The sequence below is a fragment of the Flagellimonas aquimarina genome (genome assembly GCF_003149745.1).
Lineage (GTDB): Bacteria > Bacteroidota > Bacteroidia > Flavobacteriales > Flavobacteriaceae > Flagellimonas > Flagellimonas aquimarina.
Map to the genome: position 1 here is coordinate 72,728 of NZ_QGEG01000004.1, position 20,630 is coordinate 93,357.

Sequence of the window (20,630 nt, forward strand, 5' to 3'; positions counted from 1 at the left end):
CATCTCAAATATTCCTGATAAAACAGGAGTGTTTGAGATGACATTTTTAATTTAGAAAACCAATGGCACGAGCACTCGCATTAAAGGGAAGTAAAAAGTTGTTAAACGCATGGGCATTTTATGACTGGGCAAACTCGGTATATAGTTTGGTCATCTCTTCGGCTGTTTTCCCTATTTTTTATGGTGCGTTGTTTCGTGTGGCAGAGATTGAAAAGGTAACCATATTTGGTGGTGAGATAGCTAGAGCCCCTTTAATCAGTTATGTTACCTCACTTGCCTTTGTTTTTATTGCAATAGTTACACCTTTGATTTCTGGAATAGCGGATTATTTGGGGAATAAGAAGATATTCTTAAAGTTCTTTTGCTACTTGGGAGCTTTGTCTTGCATTGGGCTCTATTGGTTTTCGTTGGAAAACATTTATTTTGGGTTGGCATGTTACTTTTTTGGTCTAGTAGGGTTTTGGGTAAGCTTTGCCATTAATAATTCCTACCTGCCAGATATTGCATTTCCAGAACAACAAGATGGAATTAGTGCCAAAGGCTTTTCTCTGGGATATATTGGAAGTGTAATTTTGCTGGTTTTTAATCTTGCCATGGTAATGCAACCTGCCGTCTTTGGAATTACAGATAGTGGAGGAGAGGTAGCGGAGATAAAAGCCATGAAATATTCCTTTATTTCTGTAGGGGTGTGGTGGATACTTTTTAGCCAGTATACTTTTATGCACCTACCTAAAGGGTATAAGAGAGAGGGAGCACGAACCAATATCGTTCTCAATGGATTTAAAGAGCTGCAAAGTGTTTGGAAGCAGTTGGGTACAGAAACACGTCTTAAACGTTATTTAGGGGCATTTTTTGTATATAGTATGGCTGTCCAGACCATAATGCTCATCGCCACTTATTTTGGTGAGGAAGAAATTAGTTGGGGAACAGATAGTGAACGCACTACTGGACTAATCATCAGCATTTTAGTGATTCAAATAGTTGCAATTTTTGGAGCAACAGTTACCGCTTTTGCCTCCAAGGCATATGGGAACATTAGAACGTTGATTTTTATCAATGTTATTTGGATTCTGCTATGCGTGTACGCCTACTTTTTACAAACCCCAATGGATTTCTACATTGCAGCTGGTTTGGTGGGTGTGGTCATGGGAGGTATTCAGGCGCTGTCAAGGTCCACATATTCTAAATTTTTACCAGAAACCACGGATACAACCTCTTTTTTCAGCTTTTATGATGTTGCCGAAAAAATAGGAATTGTAATAGGAACTTTTTTATACGGAGCTGTAGCACAGCTCACAGGAAGTATGCGGAACAGTACCATCTTTTTGGGATTGTTCTTTTTGGTAGGTGCTTTTTTGTTGGTTAGGGTCAATAAGAAAGGTAAATAGTGCATCTAATTTCTTTGATAACTCAATTTTCATGGAGGTAAATAGGTTTCTTTATGTTATCATTTTGATGGTTGTATGTTCGTGTACCAACAAGGATAATAGCATCAATGAAACTGTAAAAGAGTATTATGAAACTTATCAAGACCGGAATGATTTTGAAAAGTTTTTGGGTTTTTATGATGAAAAAATAGTTCTGGAGGATATTATCAATGCCGATAGAATTGTTGGGAAAAAAGCTCTTGAAGATTTTTTTGATTGGAATGATCCAGGATATAAAAAGATAGCTGCAGACGCACTCGTAATTTATGAACAGACAATTGAAGGGAATAGAGTGGTTACCAGTGGTTATTTTAATGAATTTCTTTGGGGTGGAAACACCTTTGAAGCAATGCACTTTGTTACCATTTTGACTTTTAACCGATCTGGAAAGATCATTAAACAGGTTGATTGGATAAACTACCCTTCCAATTTGGTCGATTATACAAAAAGGAAAAACTCAAATGAGTGGATTAAATAGTAAAAGCCCTGACCTAAGGTCAGGGCTTTTAAATTATTGATTGATGATGATTTGTTTTTGATTGGTAATAAACTCCTAATTATCCTCTGGAAATATCCCCTGAGCCGGAAGACCTACTTTTAATTTTCTCAGGATTACCTCGATAACTGATATCTCCAGAACCGGAAACCTGTGCATTAATGGATTGGTTGGCTGTAACTTTAACATCTGCCGAGCCAGATACCTGCACCGTGGCAAATTCAGCTTCTAGTTCATAAGCCTTTATATCTCCAGAACCGGAAACCTGAATATCTAAATTTGTGGTTTTTCCTTCTAAGTTGATATCACCAGAGCCAGATAGTGTAGCTTCAACACTTTGTGCTTCTATATCTAGAGAAATGTCTCCTGAACCAGATATTCTGGTACTAAAATTATTAGATTTAAGCGTTGTCTTGCTTACAATATCTCCAGAACCTGATAAGGTGACAGAATTAATGGTTTCTACGGGAACGGTGATATAAATTCCTGATTTCCAGTTGGAAGGTCTAAGATTGACTCCTTTTTCAACTTTAACGATCAATTTTCCGTTTTTCACTTCAGTTTTAATGTATTCCAATAGATTGGACTCTCCTTTTAGTGTAATCTCTCCTTCATTACCATCTACCAGTTCAACATCAAACCAGCCGGCCAATGCCACCGCATCGTAATCCCCAACAGAACGTTCAATTGTAACAATGTTGCCATTTCCTTTTACTCTTTTGCCCCATTGGGCATTTGTAATAGCTACCATAGATAGTGCTAATACCAATGTGATAAACTTTTTCATGATTGTGTTTTAATTATTGTTTTTTGATTTGATTATTAATTTTGATAAAAAGTGATTCCTCCATAGTCACTGGTAATGTAAACCGTGTTTCCAGAGTTTTGACTTCCGTGATATCCCTTAAAATATTTTTGGTTCGATTTTTCTTTACTGACATTGATTTCAAAAGCATCCTTGCCACTTACACCGGCATACTCGGTAGAAATTTCAAAATCAAAATGATATTCTGGGCTATATCCGATCTTAATACCGGTATAATCCGTTTTAATGTTCATGTCGCCAGCATCAGCGGCCATTTCACTTATTTTTAGCGAACCATAGTCAGAATTTATGGTAACGTTTCCGTGTACCGTTCCCAATTTTACTCCAATATAGTCCCCGTTGCCATTTACATTATTGACATTGTTTACTTCAATTGAGCCATAATCACTGGAATAGTCCAAATTTTCCATTTCATTTATTACAGCGTTGGTGTAATCCGCTTTTACGTTGAGGTCACCAGCCTTTTCAACGGTAAAGCCAGAGTAATCTGCTATAATTTCACCGCTGTTGATAAACTCGAACGTAGAACGAGAGGTATAATCAAAGCGTAATTCATTGTTTCTTCCTCTTAATTCCCCAACATCAATTTTTCCGTAATCACAATTAATTTTGGCATGTCCGTCTATACGGTCAAGATATATGTTTCCGTAATCATTGTTTAGGTTGATATTATTCTTTACCGGTAGCTTAATGGTGTAGTTCACTTGCACATTTACATTGTTGCGCTTTCCCCATTTCCAGCCCCAATTGTTGCTCCTATCGCCAAAAAGAGTACGTGCGCTTACCAAGCTGGCACTATTTTCAAAATCCACATCGATTTCATTAAGTCTATTTTGAACTTTTTCCTCGTTGTTGCCATTTGTTTTTATATGAACCTCTATAAGAATCCTGTTTTCGTTCCAAGATGTAATATTCAAGTTTCCATAGCTGTTCTTTACTTTAAAAAGGGCATCTGAATTTACATTGAATTCCTTTTTTATGGTTTTTTCCTTGGTATACCTACCGCCCATTTTACCAGTACTGGCTCCTAAGGCAAAAGGAATTAAGGTCAATGCCAAAAAGGCATATTTATATAGTAATGTTTTCATCATTGTATGCTTTTAAATTTTTAATGTTTTCAATATTGGTCAATACTTCTTTTAATAGATCAATTCTGGTTTGAAAATTGGTTATCATGGCGTTCAATATTATTTTACTATTGCCACCATTCACGAGTTCTTGCTCTAGGTTTTGATAATTTAATTCCAGTTTTTCCAATTGTTGCAAGGTATCATCCACAAGCTTTGCTGTTTCAGGGGATTTTTCATCCTTGAGTTGTTGTACCTGCTCCTCAATAAGGCTGGCAAAATAAAACTCGGTTTTTGAAACCTCAGGCGCAATTTCCACTACCTGTTCTTTAATGTTTGGCCTAGAATTGAATACTTGAAGACCTAGTAAACAAACAAGGGCAATGGATGCCGCTACGGACAAAGGTTTCCACCAGACTGTTCTTTTCTGATGTAAGGTTACTACCCCGTTGGTTTGGCTCAATTTTTCTAAAAATCGTTCTTGATGCCCACTTTTGGGTTCTTCAAAATCAAAATCATCTTGAAGCCTCTCAAACAATTGTTCTAAATTATCTTTACTCATAATCAAGCATTTACAGTCAATTTTTTTCTTAGACTTTCTTTGGCCCTAGAAATTGTGGTTCTACAATTTGCGTAACTGATGTTCATAATGTCACTAATTTCTTGATAATCATACCCTTCAATTAAATGTAAGGTCAAAGAAACTCTGTAATTGTCTTTTAAACTTTTCATGGTCTCCATCACTTTTTGAGCCTTCAATTCAGTGTAACCATTGTGATTCAAAGCAACTTCATCATTGTCTTCGACCTTGTACATTACTTCATCCAGATCAACAGCTCTATTTTTTTGCTGTTTTTTGTAATGATAAATACTGTTGTTTATCACAATTCGCTTCAACCAGGCTCCAAAGGTGACATCTCCTTTAAATGTATGCAGTTTCGTAAACGCGTTCAAAAACGATTCTTGCATTACATCTTCAGCTTCGGCCGAGTCCTTTACAATTCTAAAAGCTATGTTGTACATGGCCTTATAGTACATATTGTAAATTTCCAGTTGTGCACTTTGTTTACCTTTTAAGCACGATTGCAGTAGCGCATCAGTATGTTCATTTTGGTGGCTCAAAAAATGAATGGTTTGTCTTATAGATGGATGAATTTATTAATTGTTACACTTTTTTCTAAATTTTTAGTTTTTAATGGCACAAGAATTGCCCTTATAGCAGAAGAAAAGAACCTAAAACCTTTTGTAATACCTACTTTTAAGAGATTATGAGGGTTTGTAGGTCTAATATAAACTGAAGATTGGTGTCATTTGTGACAAAATGACCGAAACATATGATATGGGAGAAATAAAAATTTCAACTTTTGACAATATATCCCTGCAAGGTCTTGATGAAGATGCAGAATTGATTCCCTTGTTAACACCAGAGGATGAAGAGGAAATGAACAGGGAAGAATTACCGGAAACTTTACCAGTATTACCATTAAGAAATACAGTGCTTTTTCCAGGAGTGGTTATTCCAATTACCGCTGGAAGGGATAAGTCCATAAACCTAATTAAAGACGCGAACAACGGCAATAAGACCATTGGGGTAGTTTCCCAAAAGGATGAAGAGACAGAAAACCCGGGAATAGGGGATATTAACACGCTGGGAACCGTTGCCAGAATCTTGAGGGTATTACAAATGCCAGATGGAAATACAACCGTTATCATTCAAGGTAAAAAGCGTTTTGAGATTGCCGAGGTAATCACTGAGCATCCGTATTTGACCGCTACAGTAAAAGAAGCATCGGAAGAACGGCCCAATGAAAAGAGCAAAGAGTTTGAGGCGATCATAGATTCAATCAAAGAATTGGCTTTTAAGATTATAAAAGACAATCCAAACATACCCAGTGAGGCTACATTTGCCATTAAGAATATTCAAAGCAATTCGTTCCTAATCAATTTTGTGTCTTCCAACCTTAATTTGAGCGTTGGTGAAAAGCAAAAGCTTTTGGAAATTCCAAACTTGCAGGAGCGTGCCCTGACCACTTTGAAGTACATGAACATGGAGCTTCAAAAATTGGAATTGAAGAATGATATCCAGTCCAAGGTACGTAGCGATATGGACCAACAACAGCGGGAATATTTCCTACATCAACAAATGAAAACCATTCAGGAAGAATTGGGTGGAATTTCTTATGAAGAGGAAGTGGATGAGATGCGCGCCAAGGCCACAAAGAAGAAGTGGGGCAAAACAGTTAAAGAACATTTTGAGAAAGAGCTTGCCAAAATGCAGCGTATGAACCCACAAGTTGCAGAGTATTCTATTCAACGTAACTATTTGGACTTGTTTTTAGATCTTCCATGGAATGAATTTTCAAAAGATAAGTTTGACTTAAAACGGGCACAACAAATTTTGGATAGAGACCATTATGGTCTTGAAGATGTTAAGCGCAGAATCATCGAATATTTAGCCGTATTAAAGCTACGTAACGATATGAAATCGCCAATTCTTTGTCTTTATGGACCCCCGGGAGTTGGTAAAACGTCTTTGGGAAAATCTGTTGCAGAGGCTTTAGGAAGGGAATATGTTAGAATTTCTTTGGGCGGTTTACGAGACGAGGCCGAGATCAGAGGACATAGAAAAACATATATTGGGGCAATGCCAGGAAGGATTGTGCAAAGTCTGAAGAAAGCAGGTAAATCCAATCCCGTTTTTATTCTAGATGAAATTGATAAGCTTTCCAGTAGTCACCAAGGTGACCCTTCATCAGCAATGCTAGAAGTATTAGATCCCGAACAAAATAGCGAGTTTTATGACAACTTCTTGGAAATGGGATACGACCTCTCTAAAGTAATGTTTATTGCAACCGCAAATAACTTGGGAACCATTCAACCCGCGCTGCGCGATCGTATGGAAATCATCAATGTAACTGGGTACACCATTGAAGAAAAGGTTGAAATAGGCAAAAAGCATTTGTTGCCAAAGCAGTTAAAGGAACACGGACTTACCGCAAAGGATTTGAAGATTGGAAAACCCCAAATGGAGAAAATTGTAGAAGGGTATACAAGGGAATCCGGGGTGCGAAGTTTGGAAAAGCAACTGGCCAAAATGGTGCGTTACGCAGCAAAGTCCATTGCTATTGAAGAGGAGTATCATATCAAGGTAAACAACCAAGATATAGAGAAAATATTGGGCCCTGCCAGATTGGAGCGCGACAAATATGAGAACAATGATGTGGCAGGAGTGGTCACCGGCTTGGCTTGGACAAGCGTAGGTGGCGACATTCTTTTTATTGAATCAATATTATCCAAGGGTAAGGGTGCTTTAAATATCACCGGAAACCTTGGCAAAGTGATGAAAGAATCTGCTACCATTGCCATGGAGTATATTAAATCCAATGCAGATGCCTTTGGGATAAATTCAGATGTTTTTGAAAAGTATAACGTCCATATTCATGTACCAGAGGGCGCTACACCAAAAGATGGCCCCAGTGCAGGAATAACAATGCTTACCTCATTGGTTTCGCTTTTTACACAAAGAAAGGTGAAAAAGAGCTTGGCAATGACAGGGGAGATAACCTTACGTGGTAAAGTACTGCCGGTTGGCGGAATAAAAGAAAAGATTTTAGCTGCTAAAAGGGCTCGCATAAAAGAGATTATCCTTTGTGATGACAATAGAAAAGATATAGAAGAAATAAAGGAGGACTATTTAAAAGGGCTTACATTCCATTATGTGTCTGATATGAGCGAGGTCATTGATATTGCAATTACCGACCGCAAAGTGAAAAATGCCAAAACCCTATAAACCCAAAGATTATCTGCTTAGGATTGGTTCATCTTTTATTTCTAGGTATTTTTAAGTAATGGGAAAAATTACAATTGCCATAGATGGGTATTCATCAACAGGTAAAAGTACTTTGGCCAAAAGATTGGCTTCAGCGCTCAATTATGTTTATGTGGATACAGGAGCTATGTACCGTGCAGTTACACTTTTCGCTTTAAATAACGAATATGTTGGCGTTAAAGAGGATATTCCCTCTCTAGTGGCGCAATTGTCCAACATTAAATTGAAATTTATGCCCAATGAAACGTTGGGTCTTTCAGAGATGTATCTCAACGGGCAAAATGTGGAAAAGCAGATAAGGACTATGAAAGTGTCCGAGCACGTAAGCAAAGTTGCAACCATTGAAGAAGTTAGGCGTATGCTCGTGGCTATGCAGCAGCAAATGGGTGAAGAAAAGGGCATTGTAATGGACGGCAGGGATATTGGTACTGTTGTTTTTCCAAATGCAGAACTAAAGATATTTATGACGGCGTCTCCAGAAACGCGTGCCACAAGGCGCTATAAAGAACTATTGGAGAGGGGGGAAGACGTAACTTTTGATGAAGTACTCAAAAATGTTCAGAAACGGGACAGAATAGATTCAACCCGTGATGTGTCGCCGTTAAAGAAAGCTGAGGATGCCATTGAATTTGATAATAGTGATATGGGGCTCGATGAACAGTTTGAGCGTATCCATAACTATACACTTCGCGTAATCAATCAAAACAATTAAAAAATGTTGGTTTTTGGTATAATCCAGAATCTCTTGTGATCAACGGATTGTTCCATTGCAAAGGTTAAACAAGATGAAGTATAGTTTTGGATGCACTTATCGTTTAAGATATTGTCCATTTCAATGGACTATATGGCCGATAAGTGAAGTTCGTGAATTTTATTGTAAAAATCTAGATGAAATGGGTAGATGGACCTTTTGGAGAAACAACCTCCAATGTATAAGGGATGTAGGAAAGATAAGGTTGCATTTTCTTTGGAATTAACACAATAAAAAAAGGCGCTTAACAAGCGCCTTTTTCTATAAACAAAGTATCTGTTCTTAAATGTTTGGAATAACCAAAACCTGATCAGGATGAATCACATCCGGATTCTTCAAGATATTGGTGTTTGCATCAAAGATTTTGTTGTACTTCATGGCATCGCCATAATAATGTTTTGCAATTTTGCTCAAAGACTCTCCGCTTTTTACAGTATGTCTGTGGTACACAGAATCATCGGCAACACTAATGTTTGCCTTAACATCGGATGGGCTTTCACCACCAATTTGCTTTATTTTGTCCCAAAGGGCATTTTTTTCATACGGCGTATTGGCCACTCCTTTAATTTTCAATACTCCACCTTCTTCAGATACATCGCCATCCTTTATCCCTAATTCTTGACCTAAATCTAAAACTGCCTGGTATTTTGCTTTTGCACTCATAATATTCTTAATTGTTTTAATGGTTAATATTAAGAAACAAGATATGTATAAAAGTCACATTTCGACTTATTTTTTCACTAATTATTGGTCTAAACACATAAGTGGGCGGCAAGGGTTTGTAAAACAAGGAATTAATTGTATTTTTGCACTCCTTTTTAACAAAGAGACAAGAGGAAAAGGAAATAGAAAAAATCAATAACAACTTCTGCAGTAATTGTTTAACTCTTGTAAAACTGTAGAATACAAATTTTAATCAGCAAATGGCTGAAGAAAAAACAAACGTTGAGGTAGAAGAAACTACCGCAGCAGTACAAGAAGTAAAAGAAGAAACTCCAAAACAGGATCCGAAAGAATATCTTGAAAATTTTGATTGGGAAAAGTACGAAGAAGGAATTGAGCGTGTAGATGATACAAAGCTTAAGGAATTTGAAGTACTTGTAGAGGAAAATTTCGTTGACACCGCTGATGAAGAGGTGGTACAAGGAAAAGTGGTTCACATGACCGATCGTGAGGCTATCATTGATATCAATGCAAAGTCTGAAGGTGTTATTTCGTTGAATGAATTCCGTTACAATCCTGACCTTAAGGTTGGAGATAAAGTTGAGGTTCTTATAGATATTCGTGAAGACAAAACTGGTCAACTGGTATTGTCCCACAGAAAAGCAAGAACAATTATGGCTTGGGACAGAGTTAACGCTGCCCATGACAAAGAAGAAATTGTTCAAGGTTTTGTAAAGTGCAGAACCAAAGGAGGTATGATCGTGGATGTATTTGGAATCGAGGCGTTCTTGCCAGGATCTCAAATTGATGTTAAGCCTATTCGTGATTACGATCAGTATGTTGGCAAGACTATGGAATTCAAAGTGGTTAAGATAAACCATGAATTCAAAAACGTAGTTGTATCCCATAAAGCATTGATCGAGGCGGATATTGAAGAACAGAAGAAAGAAATCATCGGTCAGCTTGAAAAAGGTCAAGTTTTGGAAGGTGTTGTTAAGAATGTTACTTCATACGGTGTCTTTATTGACCTTGGTGGTGTTGACGGACTAATTCACATTACAGACCTTTCTTGGAGTAGAATCAACCATCCAAACGAGGTTGTTGAGCTAGATCAGAAATTAAATGTGGTAATCCTTGATTTTGATGACAACAAATCAAGAATCCAACTAGGTCTTAAACAATTAGAGAAACATCCATGGGATGCTTTGGGTGATGAAATAAAAATTGGTGACAAAGTAAAAGGTAAGGTTGTGGTCATTGCTGACTACGGTGCCTTTATAGAAGTTGCCGAAGGTGTGGAAGGATTAATCCACGTTTCTGAAATGTCATGGTCCACTCACTTACGTTCCGCACAAGATTTTGTAAGCGTTGGTGATGAGGTAGAGGCAGTAGTATTGACCTTGGATAGAGAAGATCGCAAAATGTCATTGGGCATTAAGCAATTAACTCCAGACCCATGGACAGATATTACTTCTAAATATCCTGTAGGATCAAGACACAAAGGAATTGTAAGAAACTTTACCAACTTTGGTGTGTTTGTAGAAATGGAAGAAGGAATAGATGGATTAATTTATATCTCTGACCTTTCTTGGACCAAGAAAATTAAGCACCCATCTGAGTTTGTAGCTGTTGGTGATACTTTGGAAGTTGAAGTATTGGAATTGGATGTTGAAGGACGTAAGTTGAGTCTTGGTCACAAACAAACAACAGAAAACCCTTGGGACAAGTACGCAGCAGAATTTGCTGAGGGTACTATTCACAAAGCAGCTATTTCAGAAGTTGTTGATAAAGGAGCTACCGTTAATTTCAATGAGGATATTGTAGGATTTGTTCCTTCAAGACACATGGAGAAAGAAGATGGCAAGAAGATTGGAAAAGGCGAAGAGGTAGAATTTAAGATCATCGAGTTCAATAAAGATTTTAAGCGAGTGGTAGCGAGCCATACAGCTATCTTTAGAGAGCAAGAAGAACGCAACGTAAGCACAGCTAAGAGAAAAGCTGCCGCTACTGCAGATGAAGCTAAAACCACACTTGGTGATGCTAACTCTCAATTACAGGCGTTGAAAGATAAAATGGAAGCTGATTCTAAAAAATAATCAGGTTTTATTAAAACCAATTGGAAGCCCCGCTGGAAACAGACGGGGCTTTTTTATGCGATCGACCTTTTTAAAGAATTGTTTACTTTTGCATACAACAGAGACGGTAGCATAGCAAATGAGTCAAAAAGTACTTCTTACCTCAAAAGAAATCCACATCATACTGCACCGTTTGGCTTGTCAACTTTTAGAAAACCATCTAGACTTTAGCAACACGGTTTTAATAGGGATTCAACCAAGAGGAATTTTTTTAGCTGAACGATTAGAGAAAATCCTAAGAGAGGAATACAAAGTAAAGGATATAGATTTAGGTTTTTTGGATATTACCTTCTATCGAGATGATTTTAGAAGAGGAGAAAAGACCCTAGAAGCAAACACCACCAAAATAGATTTTCTAGTCGATGATAAAAATGTAGTCTTGATCGATGATGTCCTATACACCGGAAGGAGCATTAGAGCTGCCCTCACTGCCATTCAATCTTTTGGAAGACCTTCTGATATAGAATTGTTGACCTTGATAGATAGAAGGTTTAGCAGACATTTGCCCATTCAGCCCAATTATAGAGGGCGGCAGGTAGATGCAATTAATGAAGAAAAAGTAAAGGTGATGTGGGAGGAAAATGATGGAAAGGATATTGTGTATTTAGTAAATAAATAATTTAAAATGAGCGAATTAAGTGTAAATCACTTACTGGGAATAAAATATCTGGACAAAAAGGATATAGGACTCATTTTTGAAACAGCCGACCATTTTAAAGAAGTTATAAATAGATCCATTAAAAAGGTTCCTACGCTTAGAGATACCACTATTGCGAACATTTTTTTTGAAAATAGCACACGAACAAAGCTTTCTTTTGAGTTGGCGGAAAAAAGGCTATCAGCAGATGTCATCAATTTTTCTGCATCCCAGTCCTCGGTCAAAAAAGGAGAAACACTCATAGATACGGTAAATAATATCCTTTCTATGAAAGTGGATATGGTGGTAATGCGCCACCCAAATCCCGGAGCAGGTATTTTCCTTTCAAAACATGTTAATGCCTCAATAATAAATGCTGGTGATGGAGCGCATGAGCATCCAACTCAAGCCTTGTTGGATTCCTATTCAATACGGGAAAAATTAGGAAATGTAGGAGGAAAAAATGTTGTTATTGTAGGTGACATTCTTCATTCAAGAGTAGCACTATCAAATATTTTTGCACTAAAATTGCAGGGGGCCAACGTAAAAGTATGTGGGCCAAGAACGTTGATTCCAAAACATATAGAATCTTTGGGAGTAACAGTTGAGACAAACCTAAGAAAGGCACTGGAATGGTGCGACGTGGCAAATATGCTGCGTGTACAGAACGAACGAATGGATATTAGTTATTTTCCAACAACAAGAGAATACACACAGCAGTTTGGAATTAACAAAAAACTATTAAATAGCTTAGACAAAGAGATTGTAATCATGCACCCTGGACCAATTAACAGAGGAGTTGAGATTACAAGCGACGTAGCGGATTCTAACCAGTCCATTATTTTGGAACAAGTGGAGAACGGAGTGGCAATCCGCATGGCGGTGATATATTTATTGGCATCAAAAATTAAGTAAAATGATTTTCAACAAAGAAGGAACAACAACCATTGTTTTCCAGGAAAAAATATCACTTTCTACCTTCTTGGAAAATTTGAACAAAGCTTATCCCAAATTAAAGCACGATAATATTATTGTAAACCTTTTCTCTTTCAACGAACTGAAAGCAGGAGACATTCTGGAGTTTTTTGAGATTTCAAATATGCACAAGGCTTCCAATAAATCTTTCGTTTTGGTTACGGATAAGGTAGCATATGATGATACGCCGGAAGAAATTAACGTGGTACCAACAATACAAGAAGCAAAAGATCTTATCGAAATGGAAGAAATAGAACGGGATTTGGGTATATGAAGTTGACCATACTCGGCTGTTATTCAGCTACTCCCAGGACATTTACAAATCCCACTTCGCAAATATTGGAGATTCGAAACCATCTTTTTTTGATTGATTGTGGTGAGGGTACACAAGTACAGCTCAGAAAGAACAAGATTAAGTTCTCCAGAATCAAACATATTTTCATCTCTCACTTACACGGAGATCACTTTTTTGGTTTGCCGGGTCTTATTTCTACGTTCAGACTTTTGGGAAGAGAAACAGAAATGCACATTTATGGCCCAAAAGGAATTAAAGAAGCAATTACCTTGTTCCTTAAGCTTGGAGATTCATGGACTAATTACCCTTTAATTTTTCATGAACTTGATTCTAAAGAATCCGAGCTCGTTTTTGAAGATGAAAAAGTAAGCGTGCATACCATTCCATTAGATCACAGAGTTTATACCAATGGATTTTTGTTTAAAGAAAAATCCCTTCCTCGCAAGCTAGATGTAGATGCCGTGGCTAAACATGAAATTGATAGGAGTCAATACAACAATATTAAAAATGGGGCTGATGGAGTCCTGGAAAATGGTGAAATAATTTCAAATAAGGACTTAACCATTGATCCGCCATCTCCAAAAAGTTATGCATTTTGTAGCGATACGGCTTACAACGAAGCTATTCTGCCACTAATAAAAAACGTGAATACCCTATATCACGAATCTACATTTTTGGAGACCAATGTAGACCTTTGCAAAAAAACTAAGCACGCAACAGCAAAGCAAGCGGCCCAGATTGCGCTCAAAGCAAACGTGGACAATCTAATTTTGGGTCATTATTCCACTAGATACAAATCCATTGACCTTTTTAAAGAGGAAGCCTTGGAAGTTTTTCCTGATGTTGAGCTGGCAGATGACGGAAAATCCTTTGAAATATAATTGTTAAGGAAATAAAACAAAAGGGAACCAACCTTTTTAATCTGCATACTTTTGTTGAAATTTGTTTATACCTAGAACAAATCATGCAAAAAGATTTAAGCAATTATAGAAAGTCTTATGAAAAGAGCGCTCTCATGGAGGATGCTATTTTTGAGAACCCATTAGAGCAGTTTCAAAAATGGTTTTATGAGGTTGAAGCTACCGATGGCATAGATGAGCCTAACGCCATGACAGTTTCTACCATTGGTTTGGACGGATTTCCAAAAAACAGGGTTGTTTTAATGAAAAGATATACCCATGAAGGGTTTATATTCTATACCAACTATGAAAGTGAGAAAGGTAAAGCTATTCAAAACGACCCTTCTACCTGTCTCTCTTTTTTTTGGCCTAATTTGGAACGTCAAATAATAATCAAAGGAAAAGCGGAGAAGATAGCTGAAAACCTATCTGATGGTTACTTTGAATCCAGGCCGGTCGGCAGTCAATTGGGCTCTATAGTTTCAAATCAAAGTGAAGTAATATCATCTAGAGAAGAAATGGAAAAGAGGCTGACAGAAATGGAGAAACAAAATGAAGGAAAGGAGTTGGAAAGACCATCTTATTGGGGAGGTTACTTGGTAAGACCGGTTTCTATAGAATTTTGGCAAGGGCGTCCCAATCGTTTGCATGACAGAATTAGATATACACTTCAAGAAGACTATAATTGGAAAATTGAACGTTTGCAGCCTTAATTTTTCACTTTCTTGGAACATAATCAAAAAAGATAATGAAAACAGTCATTTTGGTAAGGCATGGGAAATCATCATGGGATTATGAAGTTTCGGATAAAGACCGGCCATTAAAAGAAAGAGGAATCAATGATGCACAAATTGTTGCCAAAAAATTTAAGACAGAAGACATTGAAATGGACTTTGCGTATTCAAGTCCAGCAAATAGAGCCTTGCATACCAGTATGATTTTCTTGAGAAACCTTGAATATGATTTAGGTAATTTTCAAGTGGACGAGTCGCTTTACGATTTTTCAGGACAAAGTGTCAAGACCTTTGTGGAAGGTTTAGATAATAAAATGAGCACAGTAATGATTTTTGGACATAATTATGCGTTCACAAACCTTGCAAATACTTGGGGAGATCAGTATATTGAAAACGTTCCCACTTCTGGTCTTGTTCAAATTAAGTTTGAGACTGATCAATGGTCTAAAATTTCAAAGGGAATCACAGAGACAATAATCTTTCCAAAACAGTTGAAACAGTAAATGATTAAAGTTAAGAACGAATACGTAAATAGAGAAATTAGTTGGTTGCACTTTAATGCACGTGTGCTTCAAGAAAGTGCTGATAAAAAAGTCCCGTTAATTGATAGACTCCGGTTCCTTGGTATTTTCAGCAATAACCTAGATGAGTTTTTCAAGGTGAGATATGCAACTGTAAAACGTATTGTAGATGCTGGTAAAAAAGGGAAAAGTGTTTTGGGGGGAGAGAAAGCCCAAGATCTGTTGGCAGAGATTACAAAGGTTGTGATAGCACAGCAAGCAAGAAGTCTTGAAATTCTCCACAGCATTGAAGAAGAGCTTAAGGCTGAAAATATTTTTATTATCAATGAGGATGAAGTAGACGAAACGCAAGCTGAATTTATAAGGGATTATTTTTTCAAAAAAGTCAACCAAGAGTTGATGACCATTATATTAAATGATTTAACTGAATTCCCACTACTTAAGGATACAGCGGCCTACCTAGCTGTTAAAATGGTAATGGCAAATAAAGAGACAGCAGGAATTAATGGGAATAACAGGTATGCCTTAATTGAAATACCAAAAGGGATAGATCGCTTTATTGTGCTTCCAAAGAAAGGTGACAAGAACTACATTATCATTTTAGATGACCTTATACGGTATTGTCTGGATAGTGTTTTTACCATGTTCGAGTTTGAGTCTATTAGCGCTCACATGATAAAAATCACAAGAGATGCTGAACTGGATATTGATAATGATTTAACAAAGAGTTTCATAGAGAAGATTTCTTCAAGTGTAGAACACAGAAAAATTAGTGATCCCGTGCGTTTCGTCTATGACAAAGGAATAGATAAGGATACACTACAGTTTCTTAAGGACAAAATGAACATTGTCGACACGGACAGCGTTATTCCCGGGGGTAGGTACCACAACAGAAGAGATTACATGGGTTTTCCAAGTTTGGGGAGGCATGATTTAATGTATAAGAAAATTGAGCCACTTCCCGTAAAAGGTTTAAGCATGACAGGAAGTCTTTTGGAACAAATACATCAAAAGGACTACCTGATCTATACCCCATATCATACATTTACCTATGTTACCAAGTTTTTGAGGGAAGCAGCACTAGATCCAAAGGTACGAGCCATAAAAATCACTGTATATCGGCTTGCAAATGACAGTCAAATAGCCTCTGCTTTGATAAACGCTGTAAAAAATGGAAAACAGGTTACCGTTCAGATAGAGCTACAAGCAAGGTTTGATGAGCAGGCAAATATCCAATATGCCAATCAGTTACAAGCAGAAGGAATCAATTTGATTTTTGGAGTTCCCGGACTTAAGGTTCACAGTAAAATTTGCTTAATTGAAAGAGAAGAACCGGAAGGAATCAAAAGATATGGCTTTATCAGCACAGGGAACTTTAATGAATCGACCGCTAAAATTTATACTGATTATACTCTTTTTACCGCTCATGAAGGAATATTAAAAGAAATGGGCAAGGTCTTTGAGTTCTTCGAGACCAATTACAAAATAAACAAGTATAAGCACCTTGTTCTATCTCCACACTATACAAAGTCAACATTTATTAAATTAATCGATAATGAGATAGAGAATGCGCGTACCGGTCAAGAAGCTTATATTAAAATAAAAATGAACAGCTTAACTTCCTATAAAATGGTTGATAAGTTATACGAAGCAAGCAGGGCAGGGGTAAAGGTTCAATTGATTATAAGAGGAGTTTGTTGTTTAATTCCAGGGGTTGAGGGAATGAGTGAGAATATTGAAGCAATCAGTATAGTGGATAAATTCTTGGAACACCCAAGACTATTTATTTTTGGTAACCAAGGTGACCCAAAAATATATATCTCATCTGCCGATTGGATGACCAGAAATCTTGATTTTAGGGTGGAGGTAGGCTGTCCTATTTATGATCAGGACATAAAGCAAGAATTACTGGATACATTTAATATTTCTTGGAAAGATAACCTTAAGGCAAGAGTTTTTTCGGAAAAACAGGACAACGCCTATAGGGAAAAGGAGGAAACAAGTCCAGAATTAAGATCCCAGTTTGAACTTTATGATTACTACCTGGAGAAACTAGAATCCTAATATTGCTAAATTGATAATAAGAAAATTTGCTGCCATTGATATTGGGTCCAATGCAATTAGGCTATTGGTGAACAATGTGATAGAACAGAAAGGAAAACCAACCACGTTTAAAAAAAGCGCATTGATAAGGGTTCCAGTGCGTTTAGGAGAAGATTCGTTTATTGTGGGCGAAATATCTACAAAAACCTTGGGTCGCCTTACCAAGACCATGAAATCTTTTGATTTGTTAATGCAAGTATATGGTGTTGAAAAATACATGGCATGTGCAACTTCGGCATTAAGAGAGGCAAATAATGGTCATGAGGTTGTGGAACAGATATATAAAGATTCTGGAATAAAGATTGATATTATAGACGGAAAGAAAGAAGCATCAATCATAGCTTCTACCGATTTAAAGGACCTAATCAATAATGACAGATCGTATTTGTATGTTGATGTGGGCGGTGGAAGTACTGAGTTTACCATTTTTGACCAAGGAAATCTAATTTCGTCAAAATCGTTCAAAATAGGTACGGTAAGAATTTTAAATGATTTGGTAAAAGAATCTGTTTGGGATGAAATAAAAGTATGGATAGGTTCACATTTTAATAAAGAAAGCAAAGTTGAAATTATAGGTTCTGGGGGGAATATCAATAAACTACATAAAATGTCCGGTAGAAAAATTGGTCAGCCTTTATCTTTTATCTGGTTGAATGCACAGTACCATTTTTTGAATAGTATGGAATATGATGACAGGATTTCAGAACTTGGACTAAACCAAGACAGGGCAGACGTGATTATCCCTGCTGCAAAAATATTTTTGTCCGCTGCAAAATGGAGCGGAGCAAAGAAAATACATGTTCCAAAAATTGGATTGGCAGATGGTATGATAAAAACACTCTACCAACAATCGCAATAGAGCTACCCGTGTATGGTTTCCTTTTTGCCCAATTTTTGCATTAATGTTGCCTCATGGTCCAAAAGTTGTTGCCATTTTTCATCTACCACATCTCGCTGTCCATATTTTCGGGCAAATTTTAAAAACATGGTATAGTGATTTGCTTCACTGACCATAAGGTTACGGTAAAAATCAGCAAGCTCCTTATCATTTATTTCTTCAGAAAGTAGTCTAAATCGTTCGCAACTTCTTGCTTCAATCATTGCGGCATATAAGAGCTTATGGACTAAATGGGTTTCTCTGCTTCCGCCTTTAGGAAAGAATTTCATTAATTCAAGAACATACTCATCCTTGCGTTCCCTTCCTAACACCCATCCTCGTTTTACAATTTTGTCGTGAACCATATTAAAGTGTCCCATTTCTTCTCTCGCCAATGAAGTCATTTCTTTCACTAGCTCAGATTTTTCTGGAAATCCAATAATAAGGGATATGGCCATACTGGCAGCTTTTTGCTCACAATAAGCATGGTCTGTTAGAATTTCTTCAATATTCTTTTCAACTATGTTTACCCATCTTGGGTCTGTAGGTAGTTTTAGGCCTAGCATTTACATGTTTTTAGTAAAAAGGTTGCTTACAAAGATAGAAGTATTCATCTTAAAGTTTTAAGAACCTTGAAATTCTAGATGTTAGAGGTGCATTAAAAATCGAGGTCAAATTCTTTACGGAGAATGTCTATGGCCGGATTTTTTTCCCTAAGCTTTTGATATTTCTCTTCTGGAGTAAAAGCAAATTTTTTGGCAACAATTTCATTCACCGTTATGTGCAATGAAATGGAAAAATTATTCATTTTTTCCTTTAAATAATTTAGCATGAGGCTTTGTTCCCGTTCCACTTCCTTTTTCATGGTGTCATTTGGAAGCTCGATCCAAATAACAAAATCATCTTTTAGCTTGGGAATATCTGTTTGAAGGTTACTTGCTAATATTTTACGTCCCTTGTTCTCTAATTGATGCACAAAATCATTCCAATGCTTTAGCATGTCCTCCTTGGTGAACGGTTCCTTTGGGAGCTCCTCCTGGGCAGCTGGTGGCGCCTTCACATTTTCATGTGCCTTTTTTGCCTTGATGCTGGATAGAGATAATCCAGACACCCTATTTTCTGGTGATTTTAGTTGAATCTTTTTAACCAGTATTGGAGTATTTACTTCAAATTTAGACGCTTCAACGCTTTCAATGGGTGGCTTTATGTCCTCTACAACTGCTTCTACTTCCTGCTCTTCTTCAACATTTTTGGTTATTGAAGCGCTATTATGTTCAGGTTCTAGGGCAAAAAATGAAGCTGGAATTATGAAATCAGACTTTTTTTTTTCTCCATCAAAAGTGATGGAAGCCAATTTCATTAATGTAAGTTCAACAAGCAAATGTTGATTTTTACTGGTTTTATACTTTAGGTCACAATCGTTGGCCATGTCCAAGGCTTTTAGTAAAAACTCCTTTTGAGTTTTTTTGGACTGTTCTTGATAGTGTAGCTTAACATCCTCCCCAACCTCTAAAAGTGATAAGGTCTCTGGATGCTGACATACCATTAAATCCCTAAAGTGAGAAGCTAATCCTGAGATAAAATGATGACCATCAAAACCATGGGATAGTGTTTCATTAAATAAAACCAGTAAATCAGGAATTTTGTTTTCAAGAATTAAATCGGTCGCTGTAAAATAGGTGTCATAATCAAGGACATTCAGGTTCTCGGTTACGGACTTTCTAGTTAATTGTTTTCCAGAAAAGCTGACTACCCTGTCAAAAATAGAGAGTGCATCTCGCATAGCACCATCCGCTTTTTGTGCTATAACATGCAAGGCACTTTCCTCAGCTTCTATGCCTTGCTGTTCAGCAATGTATTTTAAATAGTCGGCGGCATCTTTAACCGTAATTCGTTTAAAGTCGAAAATTTGACAACGAGAAAGAATGGTAGGAATTATTTTGTGCTTTTCCGTGGTGGCCAAAATAAAAATAGCATGTCTTGGCGGTTCTTCCAATGTTTTTAGAAAAGCATTAAAGGCAGACTGCGAAAGCATATGTACCTCATCAATAATATAAACCTTGTATTTACCAACTTGCGGAGGTATTCGTACTTGATCTATAAGGCTTCGTATATCATCTACAGAATTATTGGAAGCGGCATCCAACTCAAAAATGTTGAATGCAAAATCTTCATCCTCCAGCTCAGTACCATCTTCGTTTATTTTTTTTGCCAGAATACGAGCACAGGTGGTTTTACCTACACCTCTGGGGCCACAGAACAGTAGCGCTTGCGCCAAATGGTCATTATCAATCGCATTAAGTAAAGTACTGGTAATAGCCCCCTGGCCCACAACATCTTTAAAGGTCTGGGGACGATACTTTCTCGCTGATACTACAAAGGGTTCCAAATCTAA

The 20,630-nt window shown here is 37.1% G+C and carries 20 protein-coding genes; 13 read left to right on the plus strand and 7 right to left on the minus strand.

Going from position 1 to position 20,630, the window contains the following annotated elements; translation table 11 throughout:
- The first annotated feature begins 62 nt into the window (after positions 1 to 62).
- Both DKG77_RS14775 and DKG77_RS14780 read left to right on the plus strand, forming a co-directional pair.
- Positions 63 to 1,388 (plus strand): MFS transporter, encoded by a 1,326-nt coding sequence (locus tag DKG77_RS14775; protein WP_109664620.1) that lies wholly within the window; start codon positions 63 to 65, stop codon positions 1,386 to 1,388.
- Between the two features lie 31 nt (positions 1,389 to 1,419).
- Entirely contained in the window at positions 1,420 to 1,905 is a 486-nt protein-coding gene (locus tag DKG77_RS14780) for a nuclear transport factor 2 family protein (RefSeq protein WP_109664622.1), read from the plus strand.
- Between the two features lie 79 nt (positions 1,906 to 1,984).
- Here the strand turns inward: DKG77_RS14780 and DKG77_RS14785 are convergent, their stop codons facing one another.
- The 4 genes from DKG77_RS14785 to DKG77_RS14800 are packed head-to-tail and all read right to left on the minus strand — an operon-like array spanning position 1,985 to position 4,938.
- Positions 1,985 to 2,710 (minus strand): head GIN domain-containing protein, encoded by a 726-nt coding sequence (locus tag DKG77_RS14785; RefSeq protein ID WP_109664624.1) that lies wholly within the window; start codon positions 2,708 to 2,710, stop codon positions 1,985 to 1,987.
- A 35-nt stretch (positions 2,711 to 2,745) separates the two neighbouring features.
- A complete protein-coding gene (locus DKG77_RS14790; protein WP_109664627.1) occupies positions 2,746 to 3,837 on the minus strand; it encodes a DUF4097 family beta strand repeat-containing protein in 1,092 nt (363 codons plus the stop codon).
- A complete protein-coding gene (locus DKG77_RS14795; protein ID WP_109664629.1) occupies positions 3,818 to 4,378 on the minus strand; it encodes a hypothetical protein in 561 nt (186 codons plus the stop codon). Before DKG77_RS14795 ends, DKG77_RS14790 begins: the two co-directional genes overlap by 20 nt.
- A 2-nt stretch (positions 4,379 to 4,380) precedes the next feature.
- A complete protein-coding gene (locus DKG77_RS14800) occupies positions 4,381 to 4,938 on the minus strand; it encodes an RNA polymerase sigma factor (protein ID WP_109664632.1) in 558 nt (185 codons plus the stop codon).
- Positions 4,939 to 5,155: 217 nt separating this feature from the next.
- Here DKG77_RS14800 and lon point away from each other — a divergent pair, with 217 nt between their 5' ends.
- Positions 5,156 to 7,606, plus strand: coding sequence for an endopeptidase La (gene lon / locus DKG77_RS14805; RefSeq protein WP_109665022.1), 2,451 nt, complete (start codon positions 5,156 to 5,158; stop codon positions 7,604 to 7,606).
- A 58-nt stretch (positions 7,607 to 7,664) separates the two neighbouring features.
- Positions 7,665 to 8,357, plus strand: a complete 693-nt coding sequence (gene cmk, locus DKG77_RS14810; RefSeq protein ID WP_109664634.1) for a (d)CMP kinase — start codon at positions 7,665 to 7,667, stop codon at positions 8,355 to 8,357.
- Between the two features lie 321 nt (positions 8,358 to 8,678).
- Here cmk and DKG77_RS14815 read toward each other — a convergent pair whose 3' ends face one another.
- Positions 8,679 to 9,059, minus strand: coding sequence for a LysM peptidoglycan-binding domain-containing protein (locus DKG77_RS14815; protein ID WP_109664637.1), 381 nt, complete (start codon positions 9,057 to 9,059; stop codon positions 8,679 to 8,681).
- Positions 9,060 to 9,319: 260 nt separating this feature from the next.
- On the opposite strand from DKG77_RS14815, the gene rpsA reads away from it, so the two are divergent.
- The 9 genes from rpsA (at position 9,320) to DKG77_RS14865 (ending at position 18,217) form a co-directional block, all read left to right on the plus strand.
- The gene (gene rpsA / locus DKG77_RS14825) at positions 9,320 to 11,155 is read left to right on the plus strand and encodes a 30S ribosomal protein S1 (RefSeq protein ID WP_109664642.1); all 1,836 of its coding nucleotides are present in this window, start codon (positions 9,320 to 9,322) and stop codon (positions 11,153 to 11,155) included.
- Between the two features lie 118 nt (positions 11,156 to 11,273).
- Complete coding sequence (pyrR, locus tag DKG77_RS14830; protein WP_109664644.1) at positions 11,274 to 11,813, plus strand: bifunctional pyr operon transcriptional regulator/uracil phosphoribosyltransferase PyrR; 540 nt, start codon at positions 11,274 to 11,276, stop codon at positions 11,811 to 11,813.
- A gap of 6 nt (positions 11,814 to 11,819) precedes the next feature.
- Positions 11,820 to 12,746, plus strand: a complete 927-nt coding sequence (locus DKG77_RS14835; RefSeq protein WP_109664647.1) for an aspartate carbamoyltransferase catalytic subunit — start codon at positions 11,820 to 11,822, stop codon at positions 12,744 to 12,746.
- 1 nt (position 12,747) lies between these two features.
- Positions 12,748 to 13,080, plus strand: a complete 333-nt coding sequence (locus DKG77_RS14840; RefSeq protein ID WP_109664650.1) for a ribonuclease Z — start codon at positions 12,748 to 12,750, stop codon at positions 13,078 to 13,080.
- On the plus strand, positions 13,077 to 13,982 hold the full coding sequence (locus tag DKG77_RS14845; RefSeq protein ID WP_109664653.1) for a ribonuclease Z: 906 nt from the start codon (positions 13,077 to 13,079) through the stop codon (positions 13,980 to 13,982). Before DKG77_RS14840 ends, DKG77_RS14845 begins: the two co-directional genes overlap by 4 nt.
- Before the next feature lie 83 nt (positions 13,983 to 14,065).
- Positions 14,066 to 14,713 (plus strand): pyridoxamine 5'-phosphate oxidase, encoded by a 648-nt coding sequence (pdxH, locus tag DKG77_RS14850; RefSeq protein WP_109664656.1) that lies wholly within the window; start codon positions 14,066 to 14,068, stop codon positions 14,711 to 14,713.
- A gap of 35 nt (positions 14,714 to 14,748) precedes the next feature.
- Positions 14,749 to 15,237 (plus strand): SixA phosphatase family protein, encoded by a 489-nt coding sequence (locus DKG77_RS14855; RefSeq protein WP_109664658.1) that lies wholly within the window; start codon positions 14,749 to 14,751, stop codon positions 15,235 to 15,237.
- Positions 15,238 to 17,319: a polyphosphate kinase 1 gene (gene ppk1 / locus DKG77_RS14860; protein WP_109664661.1), complete on the plus strand. Its 2,082-nt coding sequence runs from the start codon at positions 15,238 to 15,240 to the stop codon at positions 17,317 to 17,319.
- 10 nt (positions 17,320 to 17,329) lie between these two features.
- Entirely contained in the window at positions 17,330 to 18,217 is an 888-nt protein-coding gene (locus DKG77_RS14865) for a Ppx/GppA phosphatase family protein (protein ID WP_109664664.1), read from the plus strand.
- Positions 18,218 to 18,219: 2 nt separating this feature from the next.
- Here the strand turns inward: DKG77_RS14865 and DKG77_RS14870 are convergent, their stop codons facing one another.
- A complete protein-coding gene (locus DKG77_RS14870) occupies positions 18,220 to 18,801 on the minus strand; it encodes a MiaE family protein (protein WP_109664666.1) in 582 nt (193 codons plus the stop codon).
- A gap of 92 nt (positions 18,802 to 18,893) precedes the next feature.
- Positions 18,894 to 20,624 carry a DNA polymerase III subunit gamma/tau gene (locus DKG77_RS14875; protein WP_109665025.1) on the minus strand — a complete coding sequence of 577 codons (1,731 nt, stop codon included), beginning with the start codon at positions 20,622 to 20,624 and terminating at the stop codon, positions 18,894 to 18,896.
- Between the last annotated feature and the right edge of the window lie 6 nt (positions 20,625 to 20,630).

Excerpts from the sequence above, each read along its gene's own strand:
- DKG77_RS14780 (WP_109664622.1), top strand. The coding sequence starts at position 1,420 with ATGGAGGTAAATAGGTTTCTTTATGTTATCATTTTGATGGTTGTATGT.
- rpsA (WP_109664642.1), top strand. The coding sequence starts at position 9,320 with ATGGCTGAAGAAAAAACAAACGTTGAGGTAGAAGAAACTACCGCAGCA.
- DKG77_RS14840 (WP_109664650.1), top strand. The coding sequence starts at position 12,748 with ATGATTTTCAACAAAGAAGGAACAACAACCATTGTTTTCCAGGAAAAA.
- DKG77_RS14790 (WP_109664627.1), bottom strand. The coding sequence starts at position 3,837 with ATGAAAACATTACTATATAAATATGCCTTTTTGGCATTGACCTTAATT.
- DKG77_RS14845 (WP_109664653.1), top strand. The coding sequence starts at position 13,077 with ATGAAGTTGACCATACTCGGCTGTTATTCAGCTACTCCCAGGACATTT.
- cmk (WP_109664634.1), top strand. The coding sequence starts at position 7,665 with ATGGGAAAAATTACAATTGCCATAGATGGGTATTCATCAACAGGTAAA.
- ppk1 (WP_109664661.1), top strand. The coding sequence starts at position 15,238 with ATGATTAAAGTTAAGAACGAATACGTAAATAGAGAAATTAGTTGGTTG.
- DKG77_RS14795 (WP_109664629.1), bottom strand. The coding sequence starts at position 4,378 with ATGAGTAAAGATAATTTAGAACAATTGTTTGAGAGGCTTCAAGATGAT.
- DKG77_RS14870 (WP_109664666.1), bottom strand. The coding sequence starts at position 18,801 with ATGCTAGGCCTAAAACTACCTACAGACCCAAGATGGGTAAACATAGTT.
- DKG77_RS14775 (WP_109664620.1), top strand. The coding sequence starts at position 63 with ATGGCACGAGCACTCGCATTAAAGGGAAGTAAAAAGTTGTTAAACGCA.
- DKG77_RS14855 (WP_109664658.1), top strand. The coding sequence starts at position 14,749 with ATGAAAACAGTCATTTTGGTAAGGCATGGGAAATCATCATGGGATTAT.
- pdxH (WP_109664656.1), top strand. The coding sequence starts at position 14,066 with ATGCAAAAAGATTTAAGCAATTATAGAAAGTCTTATGAAAAGAGCGCT.
- DKG77_RS14815 (WP_109664637.1), bottom strand. The coding sequence starts at position 9,059 with ATGAGTGCAAAAGCAAAATACCAGGCAGTTTTAGATTTAGGTCAAGAA.
- DKG77_RS14835 (WP_109664647.1), top strand. The coding sequence starts at position 11,820 with ATGAGCGAATTAAGTGTAAATCACTTACTGGGAATAAAATATCTGGAC.
- pyrR (WP_109664644.1), top strand. The coding sequence starts at position 11,274 with ATGAGTCAAAAAGTACTTCTTACCTCAAAAGAAATCCACATCATACTG.
- DKG77_RS14785 (WP_109664624.1), bottom strand. The coding sequence starts at position 2,710 with ATGAAAAAGTTTATCACATTGGTATTAGCACTATCTATGGTAGCTATT.
- lon (WP_109665022.1), top strand. The coding sequence starts at position 5,156 with ATGGGAGAAATAAAAATTTCAACTTTTGACAATATATCCCTGCAAGGT.